Origin of the sequence: Vibrio sp. 10N.222.49.C12 (assembly GCF_041475025.1) — a bacterium.
In the GTDB taxonomy this organism is placed as follows: domain Bacteria; phylum Pseudomonadota; class Gammaproteobacteria; order Enterobacterales; family Vibrionaceae; genus Vibrio; species Vibrio crassostreae_C.
Map to the genome: position 1 here is coordinate 13,222 of NZ_JBFRVF010000032.1, position 16,473 is coordinate 29,694.

13 protein-coding genes and 1 tRNA gene are annotated in these 16,473 nt (G+C 43.9%); 5 read left to right on the forward strand and 9 right to left on the reverse strand.

The window, feature by feature from the left end; genetic code table 11:
• The first annotated feature begins 24 nt into the window (after window positions 1–24).
• The gene (gene ybaK, locus AB4583_RS11495) at window positions 25–498 is read left to right on the forward strand and encodes a Cys-tRNA(Pro) deacylase (protein WP_048615700.1); all 474 of its coding nucleotides are present in this window, start codon (window positions 25–27) and stop codon (window positions 496–498) included.
• 106 nt (window positions 499–604) lie between these two features.
• Here ybaK and rluF read toward each other — a convergent pair whose 3' ends face one another.
• The 3 genes from rluF to AB4583_RS11510 all read right to left on the reverse strand — a co-directional run bounded on the left by rluF (window position 605) and on the right by AB4583_RS11510 (window position 2,811).
• Window positions 605–1,723, reverse strand: a complete 1,119-nt coding sequence (gene rluF / locus AB4583_RS11500) for a 23S rRNA pseudouridine(2604) synthase RluF (RefSeq protein WP_372117379.1) — start codon at window positions 1,721–1,723, stop codon at window positions 605–607.
• A gap of 176 nt (window positions 1,724–1,899) precedes the next feature.
• A complete protein-coding gene (smrA, locus tag AB4583_RS11505) occupies window positions 1,900–2,481 on the reverse strand; it encodes a DNA endonuclease SmrA (protein WP_017062320.1) in 582 nt (193 codons plus the stop codon).
• 189 nt (window positions 2,482–2,670) lie between these two features.
• On the reverse strand, window positions 2,671–2,811 hold the full coding sequence (locus AB4583_RS11510) for a DUF3149 domain-containing protein (RefSeq protein ID WP_017062321.1): 141 nt from the start codon (window positions 2,809–2,811) through the stop codon (window positions 2,671–2,673).
• 255 nt (window positions 2,812–3,066) lie between these two features.
• Here AB4583_RS11510 and AB4583_RS11515 point away from each other — a divergent pair.
• A tRNA-Pro gene (locus AB4583_RS11515) sits at window positions 3,067–3,143 on the forward strand.
• Window positions 3,144–3,416: 273 nt separating this feature from the next.
• Here the strand turns inward: AB4583_RS11515 and AB4583_RS11520 are convergent.
• Entirely contained in the window at window positions 3,417–3,839 is a 423-nt protein-coding gene (locus tag AB4583_RS11520; RefSeq protein WP_372117381.1) for a hypothetical protein, read from the reverse strand.
• A gap of 131 nt (window positions 3,840–3,970) precedes the next feature.
• Window positions 3,971–4,849 carry a TraB/GumN family protein gene (locus AB4583_RS11525; protein ID WP_372117383.1) on the reverse strand — a complete coding sequence of 293 codons (879 nt, stop codon included), beginning with the start codon at window positions 4,847–4,849 and terminating at the stop codon, window positions 3,971–3,973.
• 404 nt (window positions 4,850–5,253) lie between these two features.
• Here AB4583_RS11525 and AB4583_RS11530 point away from each other — a divergent pair, with 404 nt between their 5' ends.
• Window positions 5,254–7,905 carry a beta-N-acetylhexosaminidase gene (locus AB4583_RS11530; protein WP_017071188.1) on the forward strand — a complete coding sequence of 884 codons (2,652 nt, stop codon included), beginning with the start codon at window positions 5,254–5,256 and terminating at the stop codon, window positions 7,903–7,905.
• A 533-nt stretch (window positions 7,906–8,438) separates the two neighbouring features.
• The gene (locus tag AB4583_RS11535; protein ID WP_017064150.1) at window positions 8,439–9,131 is read left to right on the forward strand and encodes an oligogalacturonate-specific porin KdgM family protein; all 693 of its coding nucleotides are present in this window, start codon (window positions 8,439–8,441) and stop codon (window positions 9,129–9,131) included.
• Window positions 9,132–9,392: 261 nt separating this feature from the next.
• Here AB4583_RS11535 and AB4583_RS11540 read toward each other — a convergent pair whose 3' ends face one another.
• On the reverse strand, window positions 9,393–9,833 hold the full coding sequence (locus tag AB4583_RS11540; RefSeq protein WP_017060536.1) for a DUF411 domain-containing protein: 441 nt from the start codon (window positions 9,831–9,833) through the stop codon (window positions 9,393–9,395).
• Complete coding sequence (locus tag AB4583_RS11545) at window positions 9,823–12,627, reverse strand: copper-translocating P-type ATPase (RefSeq protein WP_372117386.1); 2,805 nt, start codon at window positions 12,625–12,627, stop codon at window positions 9,823–9,825. The genes AB4583_RS11540 and AB4583_RS11545 overlap by 11 nt, the downstream gene beginning before the upstream one ends.
• 300 nt (window positions 12,628–12,927) lie before the next feature.
• Here AB4583_RS11545 and gltX point away from each other — a divergent pair, with 300 nt between their 5' ends.
• Window positions 12,928–14,355, forward strand: coding sequence for a glutamate--tRNA ligase (gene gltX / locus AB4583_RS11550; protein WP_017069020.1), 1,428 nt, complete (start codon window positions 12,928–12,930; stop codon window positions 14,353–14,355).
• A 125-nt stretch (window positions 14,356–14,480) separates the two neighbouring features.
• On the opposite strand, the gene AB4583_RS11555 is transcribed toward gltX, so the two are convergent.
• Both AB4583_RS11555 and AB4583_RS11560 read right to left on the reverse strand, forming a co-directional pair.
• The gene (locus AB4583_RS11555) at window positions 14,481–15,014 is read right to left on the reverse strand and encodes an isochorismatase family cysteine hydrolase (RefSeq protein WP_372117389.1); all 534 of its coding nucleotides are present in this window, start codon (window positions 15,012–15,014) and stop codon (window positions 14,481–14,483) included.
• Between the two features lie 46 nt (window positions 15,015–15,060).
• Window positions 15,061–16,458: an FUSC family protein gene (locus tag AB4583_RS11560; protein WP_372117393.1), complete on the reverse strand. Its 1,398-nt coding sequence runs from the start codon at window positions 16,456–16,458 to the stop codon at window positions 15,061–15,063.
• Window positions 16,459–16,473 lie beyond the last annotated feature (15 nt).

The window sequence follows — 16,473 nt, forward strand, 5'->3', positions numbered from 1 at the left end:
GTTTATCTATCGTTTGGATTTGTTATGACCCCAGCAATCAATCTCGCCAAGAAAAAGAAAATCGCTCATAGCGTGCATCAGTACCATCATGATGCCAATAATACGAACTATGGTTTAGAAGCCGTTGAAGCGCTTGGTCAAGATCCCAAACGTGTATTCAAAACGCTGTTGTTCTGCTTGAATGGTGTGGCGAAAGATTTGGCAGTCGCCGTTATTCCTGTCGACCAGAAGCTAAACCTAAAGCTGGCAGCAAAAGCGGCGAAAGGCAAAAAAGCAGAGATGGCTGATCCAGATATTGCTCAGAAAACCACGGGTTATGTCGTGGGGGGAATTAGTCCGCTTGGTCAGAAGAAAGCACTGCCTACCTTCGTTCATTCCAGTGCGACAGATTTTGAAACGATATGTGTGAGTGCAGGTAAGCGTGGGCTAGAGATTGAATTAGACCCAAAAGACTTAACACTTCTGACTCGCGGCCAGTTTGCTGATTTATGTTTATAGATTGTCGTCGTCATGATGATAAAACTATCGAATGACCAACAAAAACGCCCGCTAGACTAATCTAGCGGGCGTTTTTATATCGAGTGTCTCGTCTTACTGATTCAGACTACTTCTTCAGACCTAAAGTACCACCAACACGCTTTGGTGCAGGTTTGTTCGGTCTGTTTGAATCTTGGCTGCGGTTTGCCGGCTTACCGCTTCTACGATCTGTGCGATTGCGATCCGAACGGTTTCTATCTGAATTAGAACGCTCTGAACGAGAGTTCGATTTCCAGTTCTCGGTATTACCACCGCTTTCACCATTTGATGAATTGCGGCCACGCTTTGAATTAGGTGCATGACGGAATTCATCCGCATTGTTACCGCGGTAGGTGCGTGTACGGTTCTCGTTTTGATTACGGCGCGCTGTTGAAGCTTGGTTCTCTTCACGGCTATCAAAAAGTTTCGCGTCAGTCGCTTTGCGAATGCGTTGACCTTTCGCGTTCATTTTTGACGCATCTTCCGTACTTACTGAGCCTTCACACATCGCTAAAATTTCAGTGATCTCTTCGTCGCTCAGGTAGCGCCATTTGCCGTTAGGAATACCGTCTAGTGAGATATTCATAATACGAACACGACGCAGTTTAAATACTTCATAACCGAGCGCTTCACACATACGGCGAATTTGGCGGTTAAGGCCTTGTGTTAGCGTAATTCGGAATGAGAACTTAGTCTCTTTCTCAACCTTACATGGCAAGGTGACTGTATCGAGAATGTGAACGCCAGCGCTCATTTGCTTCAAGAATTCCGTCGTAATCGGCTTATCTACACGCACCACGTATTCTTTCTCGTGGTTGTTACCTGCACGTAGGATCTTGTTTACGATGTCGCCATCGTTGGTCAAGAAGATAAGACCATCAGAAGGCTTATCTAGACGACCAATCGGGAAAATACGTTTGTGGTGGCCGATAAAGTCGACGATGTTGCCAGGAATATCACGCTCAGTCGTACAGGTGATACCTGTTGGTTTATTAAGAGCAATGTAAATCGGCTTCTCTTTTGAGCGAACAGGCTTATTGTCGATCTCAACATCATCACCTGGCAAGACTTTAGTACCCATTTCAGGGATCTTACCGTTAATAGTAACTCGGCCTGCATCAATCAGTTTATCGGCTTCGCGGCGTGAGCAAAAACCAGTTTCACTGATGTATTTATTAAGGCGTTTAGCTTGGGATTCTTGTGACATGATATTCTCTTAGCGTTTCACAACGGAAATATAGATAAACAAAAAGCAACCTTTGGATAGTTGCTTTGAGTTGAAATTCGTTAACTGAGGTAATTTTAGCACTTGGTGTGAGTCTAGGCACGAAATATCGATCTTGATGCAAAATCGTTACTAGTCCATTTATCTATCTCAACCTATTAACTGGTGCGTTTTTGATGGCGCTCTCTGTTCTCTAGCTTTTTCTCATTACTCTTTCTGAGCATTACGTAGACTGCGCCCGTACCACCATGAAATTGCTGAGCAGAATGAACACATTGAACGTCGTTGATTTGTGTTAGCCAATTTGCCACGTAGCTTTTCATCATTGCAGGTGGATTCGAACGCTCACCCTTACCATGAACAATAATGACGGTACGAACATCCATTCTTAAACACTGACGCAAAAATGAAAGCACTTCGTTACGTGCGTCTTTCAGTGTTTTCCTATGAAGGTCGAGCTTGGCTTGAATAGGGTATTTTCCTAGGCGCAGCTTTTTGTATACGCCTTCTTGTACACCGTCTTTTTTATAAGCAACAACATCGTCTGGCTTGATCATTGGCGAATAGTCTAATGATAAGTAGTCTTTCTCGTCGTCAGACAGCCACATAGCGGCTTCACGCTTAGCAAGGTGAGATTCGGTGACTCGGTGTACTTTCTGGTGTTCAGCGGTGTCATGGTCGATACGTTTAACATCGCCCATCATTTCTTGGAATAGATCTAAGTCATCATCATGAGACATAGTGTGTATCTCAAGTTGGAGAAGGATAGGGTAAGTATACCTAAGTTGAGGTTAGGTTTAAAAATGAAAAAACCGGAGAAGACAATAAGTCTGCTCCGGTGCAAAGCGTTTTGACATTTAGTTATAAAATAAAGTAATACTTATAAAGTAAAACAATGCTTAAAAGTAAATGATTTAGGCAGAGCGATTCTAGTGAGGAGATTTTTCAGTCATAACTTTGTATATGAAGAAGCCTCCATAAAACATCATGAGACCCAGAGCCCCGAAGATTACTATCATTGAAGATAGTCCCACCGCATTACCAAATAGGAGATCTAGCCAAAAGTCCATGTGTATACCTCAAAGTTATATGACATGGCTTAGTGTATTAACAAGCATTATCAATTCACTGATCTGGATCAATCCTGTTTCATAAGTTAAATACTTGTTGGTAACTGTGTGTTTTTCGTCACATCATGCTCGTTGTTGTATGTCTTTTGTTCGAACGATTCAAAATCGCAATAAATATGAGAAAAAGCCCTTGCGGATAAATTCAGAACCCGTATTATACGCTCCATCGACAGGCAATGAGCCAGTTAGATATCTCGGTGAATAGCGCAGCTTGGTAGCGCATCTGGTTTGGGACCAGAGGGTCGGGGGTTCGAATCCCTCTTCACCGACCACATTTAGAAAGCCTGCTCATTGAGCAGGCTTTCGTCGTTTCAGGGGAAGGGAAATGGGATTTGAACCTAGGTGGGGTTCGCCTGATGTTCAAAATAGCTCTTCACCGACCACATAAAAGAAAGCCGTAGCACTCTTTGTAGTAGAAGGTGCTACGGCTTTTTTGCTTTCCGGTATGTACGTCATTCCCTAGAGCGAGTCGGGAATCTCTTGTTGTTCTAAATGCCCTTTATAGAGACAAGGGTTGACCCAATAGCCAGTAGCCCCAAACCTGTTTACTTGACATCACAGGTGATGTTTTTGATTGGAGTCTCTGAAGTAACAAAGCAAACATTCGCTTCAGCTGGTTTATTAGGGCCTATTCGAATGTAACCTGCCTTTACTTCATCTTCATCAAACGTCACCGAGTGAGAACTTCCCGTTTGGTTGTCGTAAAAGTTTGCTTCAAAATTGTTGTTCATTTGGCTTGCGATACGGTTTCGTGTTGTAGATGTTGTGAACGTAATATTGGCGCAGCGCATCGGTGGTTTCTCTGTAATCAAAAACTGTCCGCTTTCTTTATCTAATACACCGCCTTTGGTATCCGGTTGTATGTCTATCGCCTGAAACTGTTCGATGGTGCATGTTTCTTTGGCTGAGGCTATTGAGGGCATCAGCATCGTGAGGGCTAAAGGGAAAGCAAAAAGTACTGGTTTCATTAGAACAACGCCATAGGTAAAAAGAGCGAAAGATAATAGCACTGCAATGGTGCTATTAAATGTAAATATTATGTTATTAAGGAAATGCTTTTATAACGAAAACAAAATGAGGTTGAGCATCGTTAGCTTTTTTAGCTAGTCTCAAATTGACATTGGGCTGATTGGCTTTGTGATTGCTGAATGACACTGAAGCCTTTCTTTTCTAATAACTGTATAAGGTTACCTTCTCCAATTAGGTGCAAGGTACCAACTACTATCATGTAGTTCCCTTTAGTCTTAAGCTTCCAATCATTGGAGGATAGTTTGTTTGCCCAGTCTATGTTGCGATCGGTTAAGAATGCTTTCTCAAGTTCAGGCGACATCTCTGACAGTTCTGAGAAGGCTTCCAGCTTCGCTAAATCACCCGCTTTCCAGCTTTCAATCAGGCAATGAACCACGCGATCAGTTTGGTCAAATTCTTCAAGGCTACTGACTAACCACTCTTTACCGTCGTTCTTTTGTTTTGTCATCAGGTCTATTTGGAATTGCAGAGGCTCCAAACTGATAACCGGAACATCTTGGGTAGTCGCTTTGTTCGCTAGCGTCGCATCAACGCCGCTGGCGGAGCCATAACCAAGGTTTTTTAACTGCTGCATTTGTATGGAGAGAGAAGTTGCCCAAGGCGGTGAGCGAAGCAGTTGTTGCGTCGGCATGCCCAATGATTTTGATATGTCGGTTAATAATTGCAGCTGTTCTGTATTGAGTACATCGGCAGTCGTGAGTTTGTTGCGGGGATATACAACGCCATCAGACTTTCTGATATCCGTTTCGATAACTAACCCATCACTGTTTTTTAGCGCATCGGTGATCGCTGAAGGAAGTGGGTACATACTCTCGTCCCCAACGTGCACGGAACCTAAGATAGTGAGTGTCAGATCATCCTTTTGTGCTTGCCAATAAAGGGGCTCGGCGACCGCTTGCCTAGCTGAAAAAGCGAGAACGAATAAAACCATGTACCAGAGTGGACGCAAAGGGAGCTCCTTAAGGAAGTATTAAACTCGTTAAAATCGATTTTGACGGTGTTTTTTAACGGTTTTTTTTGAGAACAATGTCACGTTGTTTGTACGAAAAGTATAATAATACGCTGAAACTCTAAATCCTTTCTGACTACCAATGACACGATTTTATGAAATCGGTAAAAAAGATTGTGATTCATTTCTCAAATTTTACGTCAAAATTAAAATGACGGAAGTGCCGTTGCTTGTAACTTGATGATTTTATTTAAATTAAATTTATCAATATTTTTTAGATTTGAAGCCGATCACTTTATTAGCTCGATTTAATTCACGGTAAAAAATAAGCCCATATAGTTTATCTAACTTTCGAAGCGCTCCATTTTGCTTCTTACTCAATTTTTAATTTATGGGTGAATACGATGTTGAAGAGAAACTTACTATCTGTAGCGGTATTGGCTGGCCTAACAGGTTGTGCAGTAACGCAAGCACCAGAACAAAAAGTAGTGAATGCACTGGCTGATAATCTTGATGTTCAGTACGAAATTCTAACTAATCATGGTGCGAATGAAGGCTTGGCTTGTCAGGACCTAGGTGCTGAATGGGCGTCATGTAATAAAGTGAACATGACGCTAACCAATGACGGTGAAGCGATTGACTCTAAAGATTGGAGCATCTACTTCCACAGTATTCGTCTTATTTTAGATGTTGATAATGAGCAATTTAAGATCACTCGCGTTACTGGTGACCTTCACAAGCTAGAACCTACTGAAAAATTTGACGGCTTTGCGGCTGGTGAAGAAGTGGTTCTTCCGTTAACGAGTGAATACTGGCAACTGTTTGAAACTGACTTTATGCCAGGTGCATTCGTGACGGCGCCAAACGCAGAACCTAAGATGATTGCATCATTGAATACAGAAGATGTTGCATCGTTCGTAACTGGTCTAGAGGGTAATAACCTTAAGCGTACGCCTGATGATAATAACGTAATGGCGACAGCGGTGACGCGTTTTGAAAAGAATGCTGATCTAGCAACGCAAGACGTATCAACTACTTTACTACCAACGCCAATGTCGGTAGAAGCCGGTGAAGGTTCAGTTAGCATTGCTGGTGGTATTGCCCTACCTAAAGACGCATTCGACGCTGAGCAATTCGCAGCAATTGAAGAACGTGCAGATGTGGTAAACGTAGATGTGAGTGGCGACCTACCTGTGAGTGTCGCTGTTGTTCCTACTCAGTTTACGGGTGATTTAGCGAAATCTGGCGCTTATGAACTAAGCATCTCGGAAGAGGGGATTGCAATTAAAGCGTTTGATAAAACGGGTGCTTTCTACGCAGTTCAGTCTATTTTTGGCCTAATAGATAGTCAGAACGCTGAATCATTACCACAACTGTCAATTAAAGATGCGCCGCGCTTTGATTATCGTGGTGTGATGGTGGACGTTGCTCGAAACTTCCACTCAAAAGATGCCATCCTAGCAACGCTAGATCAAATGGCGGCATACAAGATGAATAAACTGCACCTTCACCTAACGGATGATGAAGGTTGGCGTTTAGAAATTCCAGGTTTACCAGAGCTAACGGATGTAGGGTCTAATCGTTGTTTTGATTTGGATGAACAAAGCTGCTTACTGCCTCAGCTAGGTTCTGGTCCAACAACAGACAACTTTGGCTCTGGTTTCTTTAGTAAAGCGGATTACGTCGAGATCCTAAGCTACGCTAAAGCGCGCAGCATCGAAGTTATCCCTGAAATTGATATGCCAGCACACGCTCGTTCAGCTGTGGTATCAATGGAAGCACGTTACACTCGCCTAATGGCGGAAGGTAAAGAAGCGGAAGCGAACGAATACCGTCTGATGGATCCACAAGATACATCGAACGTGACGACCGTTCAGTTCTACGATAAGCAAAGCTTCATTAACCCATGTATGGAATCGTCGACTCACTTTGTTGATAAAGTGATCTCTGAAGTGGCAGCAATGCACCAAGAAGCGGGTGTTCCGCTAACGACTTGGCACTTTGGTGGCGATGAAGCGAAAAACATTAAGTTAGGCGCAGGCTTACAAGATATTAATGCAGAAGATAAAGTGGCTTGGAAAGGCAACATCGATTTGTCTAAGCAAGATAAGCCGTTCCAACAATCACCACAATGTCAGTCATTGATCGCTGATGGTACTGTAAGCGATTTCGGTCATCTACCAAGCCACTTCGCAGAACAGGTTTCTAAGATTGTTGCTGAGAAGGGTATTCCCCACTTCCAAGCATGGCAAGATGGTCTGAAATACAGCGAAGGCGAGGAAGCATTTGCGACCGAAAGTACACGCGTGAACTTCTGGGACGTTCTTTACTGGGGCGGAACTTCATCAGTATACGATTGGTCAGCAAAAGGGTATGACGTGATTGTCTCTAACCCAGATTACGTATACATGGATATGCCATACGAAGTAGATGCCGCAGAGCGTGGTTACTACTGGGCAACACGTGCAACCGATACTCGTAAGATGTTTGGCTTCGCACCAGAAAACATGCCACAAAACGCAGAAACATCATTAGACCGTGATGGCAATGGTTTTACTGGTAAAGGTGAGGTTGAAGCGAAACCTTTCTACGGTCTGTCAGCTCAACTTTGGTCAGAAACAGTACGTACTGACGAGCAATATGAATACATGGTGTTCCCTCGCGTATTGGCAGCAGCAGAGCGCGCATGGCACCGAGCAGATTGGGAAAACGACTACAAGGTTGGTGTTGAATACTCTCAAGAAACTAACTTAGTGAATAAGCAAGCGTTGAACAGCGACTTTAATCGCTTCGCGAATATTCTTGGTCAACGTGAGCTAGCTAAGCTAGAAAAAGCGGGTATTGATTACCGACTACCAGTTCCAGGTGCGAAGGTTGTTGACGGTAAGCTAGCGATGAACGTTCAATTCCCAGGTGTAGAGCTGCAATACTCTGCTGATGGCGAAAACTGGCTAACATACGATGAGCAACAACGTCCATCAGTTTCTGGTGAGACTTACATCCGCTCTATTTCAGAAAGTGGTGAGAAAGTAAGTCGAGTGACCTCAGTTAAATAATCGATAAGCACTATTAGTAGAAGAGCTCCTGACCTTTATCTTATTCAAGATAAAACGGGAGCTCTTTTTGTTTACTGCGAATTAGGTGCATATCCAAAATTGAAACATATAGAAATCGCCTTTGGTCATATCATCAACAATGCACATAAGGTGACTTTAATCCCAAAAGTGACGCGCTTCTCATTATTCTCTTCAAAAAATAAGCCCCCTGTAAAAAACTCTAAATCAGATGTGATTCAACTATCTAGATCTAATTTTTCTTCGTGAAATAACGTGATCCCGATCTGTATATTTTTCCATCTTAAGTTTTTTATCAATTTTTATGTTTTTAAGTTGTTGATTTTAAAGTTTTAAATAACTTGTCTTTTTTTGATAGTGAGAGGGATCACTCTGCTGTTCCTTTTATTTTTAAACGCGAATTAATTCGAGCAACATAGATTTCATGCCAGGGAGGCTACCAACTACTCAAGCGGTGAAGGTGAATGATGTACCGAAGATGTGCCGCTGAAAAAATTAAACTAAGGCAGTTTACTATGAAAAAAATTATCGCTCTAAGTGCTCTTTCTCTTGCTTTCGCTTCTAGTGCTTTTGCTGGTTCTTCTTACGTAACGGGTAACATCCAAATTCATGACGATGGCCGTATCCACGGTTCTGACATGACTTCTACGCTAGAAGCTGGTCACACGTTTGATAACTCTCTAGGCGGTTTCACGGTTTATTCTGAGTTTGATGGTATCCAACTGGGCAAACTTGAATCTGAAAATGGCGGCGCAGGTAATACTACTCCTGGTATCACTGTAGGTGGTGAGCAATCTTTCAATATCACTGACAACCTATGGGTTGCTGCTGGTTACCAACATCTATTCTCTGCGGGTGAAAGCATTCAGTTCCGTCCATTAGTTAAGATCGGTTACAACTTCGACAACGGTATCTCTATTAGCAACCGTACTCGTGCACACATTGATGATACTTCTGCTAACGCTGACACAGACTACCGCATGGATAACCGCATTGCTTACACAGTGAATGCTGACCTAGCGCTTAGCTACAACAACGTATACATGATTGATGCTGAAGCGATGGACCACGAGTTACGTGCAACATGGACTCGTCAAGGTGTTCAACCTTACTTTGAATTCCGTAGCCAAGCTAACGGCGTAGACTTCGCGAACGGCGATTCTAAGCAGAACAACGCATTCGTATTCGGTGCTTCTTACGGCTTCTAAGCTGATTCGCTTGGTTGCTTAGTCTATTAGATTATTAGCCGAGTGAGCTTCTTCGCTAAATAGCTTTTTGCTAAATAGCTTGCTATCTAATTAGCGAGGGGAACATAGCGGTACTAACAGCCCGGTTGGTGCCGCGACAAGATTTGCTTTACTGTCCAAAAGCAAAGAGCCTAGCAAGTAAACCACAGTCTTGGGATTACTGAATGCTAGGCTCTATTTTTATGACTTCTTTTTATTGCTGTGTGTTGGTCTGTTTAGGTTCTATTTCCCGTTGTAGTGACGGTATTCAAACACCTGACCTTTTTCATTAAACGCATACACAGAATACTCGTCTTTCTTATCGCCATATTCCATGCCTGGCGAACCCATTGGCATACCCGGAACCGCTAAACCAATCGCATTACGTGGTGGGTTTTCTAGAAAGGCTTTAATGTCATCTGCTGGAATGTGTCCTTCAAATACGTATCCGTCGATCTCTGCAGTGTGGCAAGAGGCTAACTCCTGTGTTACCCCTAGCTTCTGCTTGATTGGGTTCATATCATCGTGGAGCTTCTCAGTAACATCGAACCCAGCATCTCGCATATGTTCTGTCCATTCTGTGCAGCAGCCGCAGTATGGAGATTTGTGGTTTAGAACATCAGTAGCTAAAGCTTGTCCTGAGATTGCAGCGAGTGCAGTAAGAGTCATAATTTTACGAATCATGGTTAACCTCATGAATATGGTTTTTGTTGATATTAGAATGAGTGGGTTTGAACAGTCTTAATCTGTTGGCATTGCTGACTACGGTGATTGATGACATCGCCATCGCAGCGCCTGCAACGACAGGGCTAAGTAAAAATCCAAAGAATGGGTAGAGCACACCAGCCGCAATTGGAATACCAAGTGAATTATAGATAAAGGCACCAAACAGGTTTTGCTTCATGTTTCTCACGGTCGCTTGGGAAAGCTCAATCGCGTTACTGACAGATAATGGCGACGAGTTGAGTAGTGTCATTTGCGCACTTTCAATCGCCACATCGCTGCCGCTACCCATTGCTATGCCTATATCTGCTTGAGCAAGTGCTGGTGCATCGTTAATGCCATCTCCAACCATAGCCACACTCTTATATTGTTGTTGAAGCTGAACAATATGCTGAGCTTTCTGCTCTGGTAGTACTTCCGAGATAACCTCATCAATACCGACGCTTTTGCCAATCGCTTGAGCAACAGAATCGTTGTCGCCTGTTAATAGCACAGTGTGAATTCCGGCGGATTTTAGTTGAGCAATGGCTTGTGTGCTATCTATTTTTAATGCGTCTGAAATGCCTAATATGCCTACCAGTTTTTGGTCGATGACTACGAAGATTGGCGTCCATGCTTGTGTACGGCAAAGTTCGATAAAGTCACGGCCTATTTGAGTATCAATACCAAGTTGGGTTAGGTATTTAAGAGAGCCGACTTGGACGTGTTTTCCGTTAATGTTGGCTTGTACTCCAAGGCCTCGGCGGTTTTCAAAGTCGCTGTGTGGGAGTGCTGAAACTTCTAGGTTTTCGGCATATTGGCAAACGGCTTTGGCGAGTGGGTGCTCAGATCCTACTTCCACGGAATAAGCGTAAGCCAGTAATTCCCGTTCCGTTAGATTAGGGTAAAAGGCCTGTTGAACGCTTGGTTTACCTTGGGTTAGGGTGCCTGTTTTATCAAACACGACAGCATCAATTTTGCTTGCAGATTGCAACACATCGGCATCTTTGATCAGAACGCCAAACTCAGCGGCTTTGCCAACGCCGACAGTAATTGAAAGTGGTGTCGCAAGGCCTAAGGCACATGGACAAGCGATGATCAGCACTGTGGTTGATACCACTAACATGTAACTGGCGCTTGGTTGTGGGCCAACAAAAAACCAAACTAAGGCGGCAATGGTAGCGATAGCGACTACAACAGGAACGAAAACAGCAGAGATAGAGTCGGCAAGCTTGGCAATTGCAGGTTTACTGCTTTGTGCTTGGCGAACCATCTGGATAATGCGAGCCAACATAGTGCTTGAGCCAATTCCTGTCGCTTCAATAATTAAGCTGCCGTCACCATTAATGGTACCTGCAGAAACGCCATCATTAACTGATTTTACGTTAGGAAGCGGCTCACCAGTTAGCATGGATTCATCGATGTAAGACTCACCTGATACCACAACTCCATCAACCGGTACTTTCTCACCCGGTTTGACACGTATCTGCATACCCACTTGGATAGCTTCTACAGCAATGATTTGCTCTTTGCCATCGACGATAACCATCGCTTTTTGAGGCTGTAAATTAATCAGTGCCTGTAGCGATTTTGTAGTGCGAGCTTTGGCTTTGGCCTCGATGTAGTGACCCAAAGAAATAAGGCCAATGATCATCGCGCTCGCCTCAAAGTAGACGTGGCGAGAAGCTTCAGGGAACCATGATGGAATGAGCACAACCAACATTGAGTAGAACCATGCTGCGCCTGTACCCAAAGCTACTAGCGTGTCCATGGTCGCGCGTTTATGCATCAAGGATTGCCAAGCATTGGTGAAGAAGCTGCGTCCAGAAGTGGCTAACAACACTAAACAAACCACACCAATGAATCCCCAAGCCAGTTGGTCGTTAAATGTAGTAATGGTCATGCTGCCGCCGAACACGCCCCATGCCATTAGCGGTGCCCCAAGCAGTAGCGCACTCACTGAATTTTTTAGGAAGACCTGTTGAGTGCGAAGTTGTTGCTCTTGCTGTTTTTGTTGTTGTGTTGCCGCATCATCAACAAACTCGGCGCCATACCCCGCAGCTTTGACTGATTCGATGAGCTTGTTTTCAATGAGATCACGTGTTTTGGAGGTGAAAACCAAGGCAGTTTGTTCGGCAAGGTTGATCTGAGCTTGGTCGACAAACTCATTCTTTTTCAGTGCTTTCTCTACCGAAGAGACACAACTCGCACAAGTCATCCCCTCAAGAACAAGGTGATAGGTATATTGGCTAGCTGCGGTTTTATCTTCACTCTTTTTATCTGCTTGTTCGTCTTCTAAATCTGAACTCGATGAAAGGTCATTCGTTTCTGAGTAGGGAGCTGCGTGGTAACCCAGGCTTTCGACCAGCTTAATCACCTCAGACTCAGAAAGCAGAGTAACCAGTGATAATTCCTGTTTGCTGACTTCTAGGTTTAAGGCTTGCTCAGTTTTTTGAAGCGCTTTAGTCAGTTTGCTCACACACTTGCCGCAACTCAGACCGGATAGCGAAAGGTGCAGCTGATTACCCATAGAATAGCCAAGCGTTGCTAACTGTTCGTTGAGCTGAATGTAACTAAATGGAGTCGAAATATCGATGTAGGTCGGCGATATGTCATTAATCATCGTGCTGTCGAGATCGCTAAACAGTGTGCGAACTTTCTTCGCGCAACCCATGCAATTTAGGCCGTTGAGCGCCGTTGTGTAGTAGTTCATATCGATACTCCAATTCTCATCTACGCCTAACATAAACCTTCCCGTAAGGGTAAGGTCAAACATAAATTCAAGAATTTGATCTTGGTGGAGTGCTAGCTGGTGGTTTCAGTTTGGAATGGAAGAGGGAAATTAAGAATGTGCGGCTATAATCTACTTGCTAAGACTATCTATTTACGACTTTAAGGGCGTAATTGGCCTTTCAATAACGGCTTTCGTACAACAACAGCGCATTAATCATTCACTACTGATTGTAGATTTAAGCGGTGGTGATAAAATAGCGCCCAAAATTTAGTGATGTTTGACTATTGCAGGCCTTGTAATGGCGAGCACTAAAAGAATCACCTACATAATCAAGGTATTTAAATGACGGTTAAAACTCGTTTTGCTCCTAGCCCAACTGGCTATCTTCACGTTGGTGGTGCACGTACTGCACTTTACTCTTGGCTATTCGCTAAAAACCAAGGCGGTGAATTCGTTCTACGTATCGAAGACACAGACCTTGAGCGTAACTCTCAAGAAGCGGTTGATGCAATTCTAGAAGGCATGCAATGGATGGGTATGGAATGGGACGAAGGTCCTTACTACCAATCTAAGCGTTTTGACCGTTACAACGAAATGGTTGATAAGCTACTTGCTGAAGACAAAGCATTCAAATGCTACGCGTCTAAAGAGCTGCTTGATGAAATTCGTGCAGAGCAAGAAGAAAACAAAGAAATGGCTCGCTACGATGCTAACCACCCTAAAATTGTTGCAGCAAACGAAGCAGCAAAAGAAGGCGATGCGTGCGTTATCCGTTTCCGTAACCCTAAAGAAGGCAGCGTAGTATTTGATGACCAAATCCGTGGTCGCATTGAAATCGCAAACAGCCAACTTGATGACCTGATCATTCGTCGTACAGACGGTGCACCAACTTACAACTTCGTAGTAGTAGTGGATGACTGGGACATGGGTATCACACACGTTGTTCGTGGTGAAGACCACATCAACAACACACCTCGTCAAATCAACATCTATGAAGCACTAGGCGCGCCAGTTCCAACGTTCGCTCACTGTGCAATGATTCTTGGTGATGACGGTGCGAAACTTTCTAAGCGTCACGGTGCTGTTTCTGTAATGCAATACCGCGATGAAGGTTACCTACCAAATGCATTAAACAACTATCTAGTTCGTTTAGGCTGGTCTCACGGTGACCAAGAGATCTTCTCTCAAGAAGAGATGATTGAATTCTTCAGCCTGAACGCTATCAGCAAGTCTGCTTCTGCATTCAACACTGATAAGCTACTTTGGTTGAACAACCACTACATCAAGACATCTGAGCCTGAGTACGTTGCAAAATACCTGCAATGGCACCTAGACGCACAGAAGATCGATACAACAAACGGTCCAGCTATCACTGAAGTGATCAAGCTAGTTGGCGAGCGTTGTAACACGCTTATCGAACTTGCTGAGCAATCTCGTTACTTCTACGAAGATTTCTCTGAGTTTGAAGCTGGTGCAGCGAAGAAGCACCTACGTGGTGTTGCTAAAGGCCCACTAGAGCTTGCTCTTGCTAAGGTTGAAGCACTTGAAGATTTCACTACTGCAAACATCAAAGATGGTGTAATTGCAGCTGTATGTGAAGAGCTAGAGATCGGCATGGGTAAAATCGGTATGCCACTTCGCGTAGCAGTAACAGGCGGCGGTCAGTCTCCTTCTGTTGATGCAGTGATGGAGCTTGTTGGTAAAGAGCGCGTAATCGCTCGCATCAAGATGGCTCTTGAGTTCATTGCTGAGCGTGAAGCTAACGCTTAATCCTATTTCTCTTGTTTGAGATAGAATGTACTTGAGATAGAACGATCATCAGCCGACAGCTTAATTCGCTGTCGGCTTTTTATTGTTTAATGAAAATACGGTCAACGTATTTTAGGACGAGACAGTTATAGCAAGTCTTGAGCTTTTGCTAAAACACTGAGTTTTGGGAATATATTTTGGCAGCTGTGCTGGTGGTTCATCGGGTTCATATCTGCAATCGCATCTTCGACAATCACCACGTTATAACCCAGTTCAAATGCTTGTCTAGCCGTTGATTCGACCCCAATACTTGTTGCTACCCCGGTCAGATAAATATCCGTAATACCTTGCTCACAAAGCTGATTCTGCAAATCTGTGTTGGTAAATGCACCCCAGGAATATTTGGTTAGATAGCGATAATTAGGGTTTAGGCGCAGGCTTTCGATGACCTCTCCCCATACGATCTTTGATGCGTCAGGCTGAGCCGCTTTATTTTGCAGTTCCGTTCGGCCTTGTGGACGACCGGCTACATTAACAATAATTACGGGTAAATCAGCATCATCAAATGCATCGCAGAGAGCAAGGCTGTTCTCTATGATCGGTCGGGACACGGTTTCCGGTAATTGATCAACGATACCTTGTTGCAGGTCGATAACGACAAGCGCAGAGCATTTGCTCATTTTCATTACTTTATGCCTTAGTGGTCTTTGTGTGAGGTTATAGTGGTTAACTTTTACGGTGTATTAAGCGGGTGTAAAAGCGGATGAAAGCCAGTGCAACCATCATATAAATGAGTAGGTTCAAAGGGGTAGTGACGTCATAAACAGGCACAAGTTGCGTTGCGCTCATGGTAATCATTACTAATAGGTTGCCCCCGAGAACTCGATAGACCATCCACTGATTACCAGCGAACAGGCGATACACCATAAAGACATTAACAAAGTAAAATGCCATTAATTGCCATACTTCGGTCATCGAAGGTAACAGCAGAACATACTGAATGAGGAACAGTGACCCAAAGGCTAAGTAGCCAATGGTCCAGTGCTTTATCATTTGCCTAGGCATGTTGCTTAATATCAAGGCGCAAATGGCACTGTTAATGATGAACAGACTTCCCGATGATATTGGTAGATATATCCAGACTAGAATTGCTGAGATGAAGCTCATTGTGCCGACTAACGTATTGCTTAATCGTTGCTGGCTGTTGTCAAGTAATCGGGCAAATAAGCGCTTTTTCTTAAAGTTACCCTGGTAGAATTGTTTGACTGTCTCTGGAAAAGGGGGCTTGTAATCGACATTAACCGATGATGCTTCAATAAAAGCCATAGCCTGGTTAAGTATCGAAAAATCATTGTGATCAACCCCTTGAGCATGGGCGTTTTGCAGTAACTGTTTGGCAACCCAGATTGCTTGAGTTTGCTGTTGATGCTTCCACTGCTTTCTGGCAGGCATACGGCCATGCAAATCGGGCAGGCGCATCAGATCGTTCAGCGCTTTGAAGGTCGGGCTTTCAATATTTAACTCGCAGCTCGTGTGTAACTGGAAACGCTGCGCTGAGTCATTGTAAGCGAGTGAATGAATGAGGGTAGACATCGCCTCTAAAACAACACTGACTTCGTTGTTAAAGCGTGTGTCATCATCCTCAGGCCAAACCACGCTATAGATGGTCGTATAGACCACGAAGCCAAGCAGGGTTTCTTGCAGCCTTAGTACCGCAATATTAAATGTAGCTACACCATCAAAGCTGCCAGATATCGCCAGCAGGATGCAGACAATAAATGCCGTAATGTAAGCATAGCCGATGACCGGATCGGAACCCATGTATATACAAATTGCGAGTAACAGTGCGATGTTTGCTAAAAAATAATATCGATCTTGCCCAAAAACAGCGATTAACCAAAGCCCGACAAACGCGCCACAAAGCGTCCCCAACAATCTGAGAATGCCTTTTTTCTTGCCAGCAGTAATAGTATCAGTGATGGCCAATATATTGACCACGATAGCCGCCCAGTAAGGCTTCTCAAGGTTAAAATACAACGCAAGGTAGATAGCTAAACAAAATGCTAGGGCAACCTTTATGGCATTCTTGGCTGGAGTGCTCAGTGACTTTATAATGAGTAGCATAGTGGGGTTTAGCGG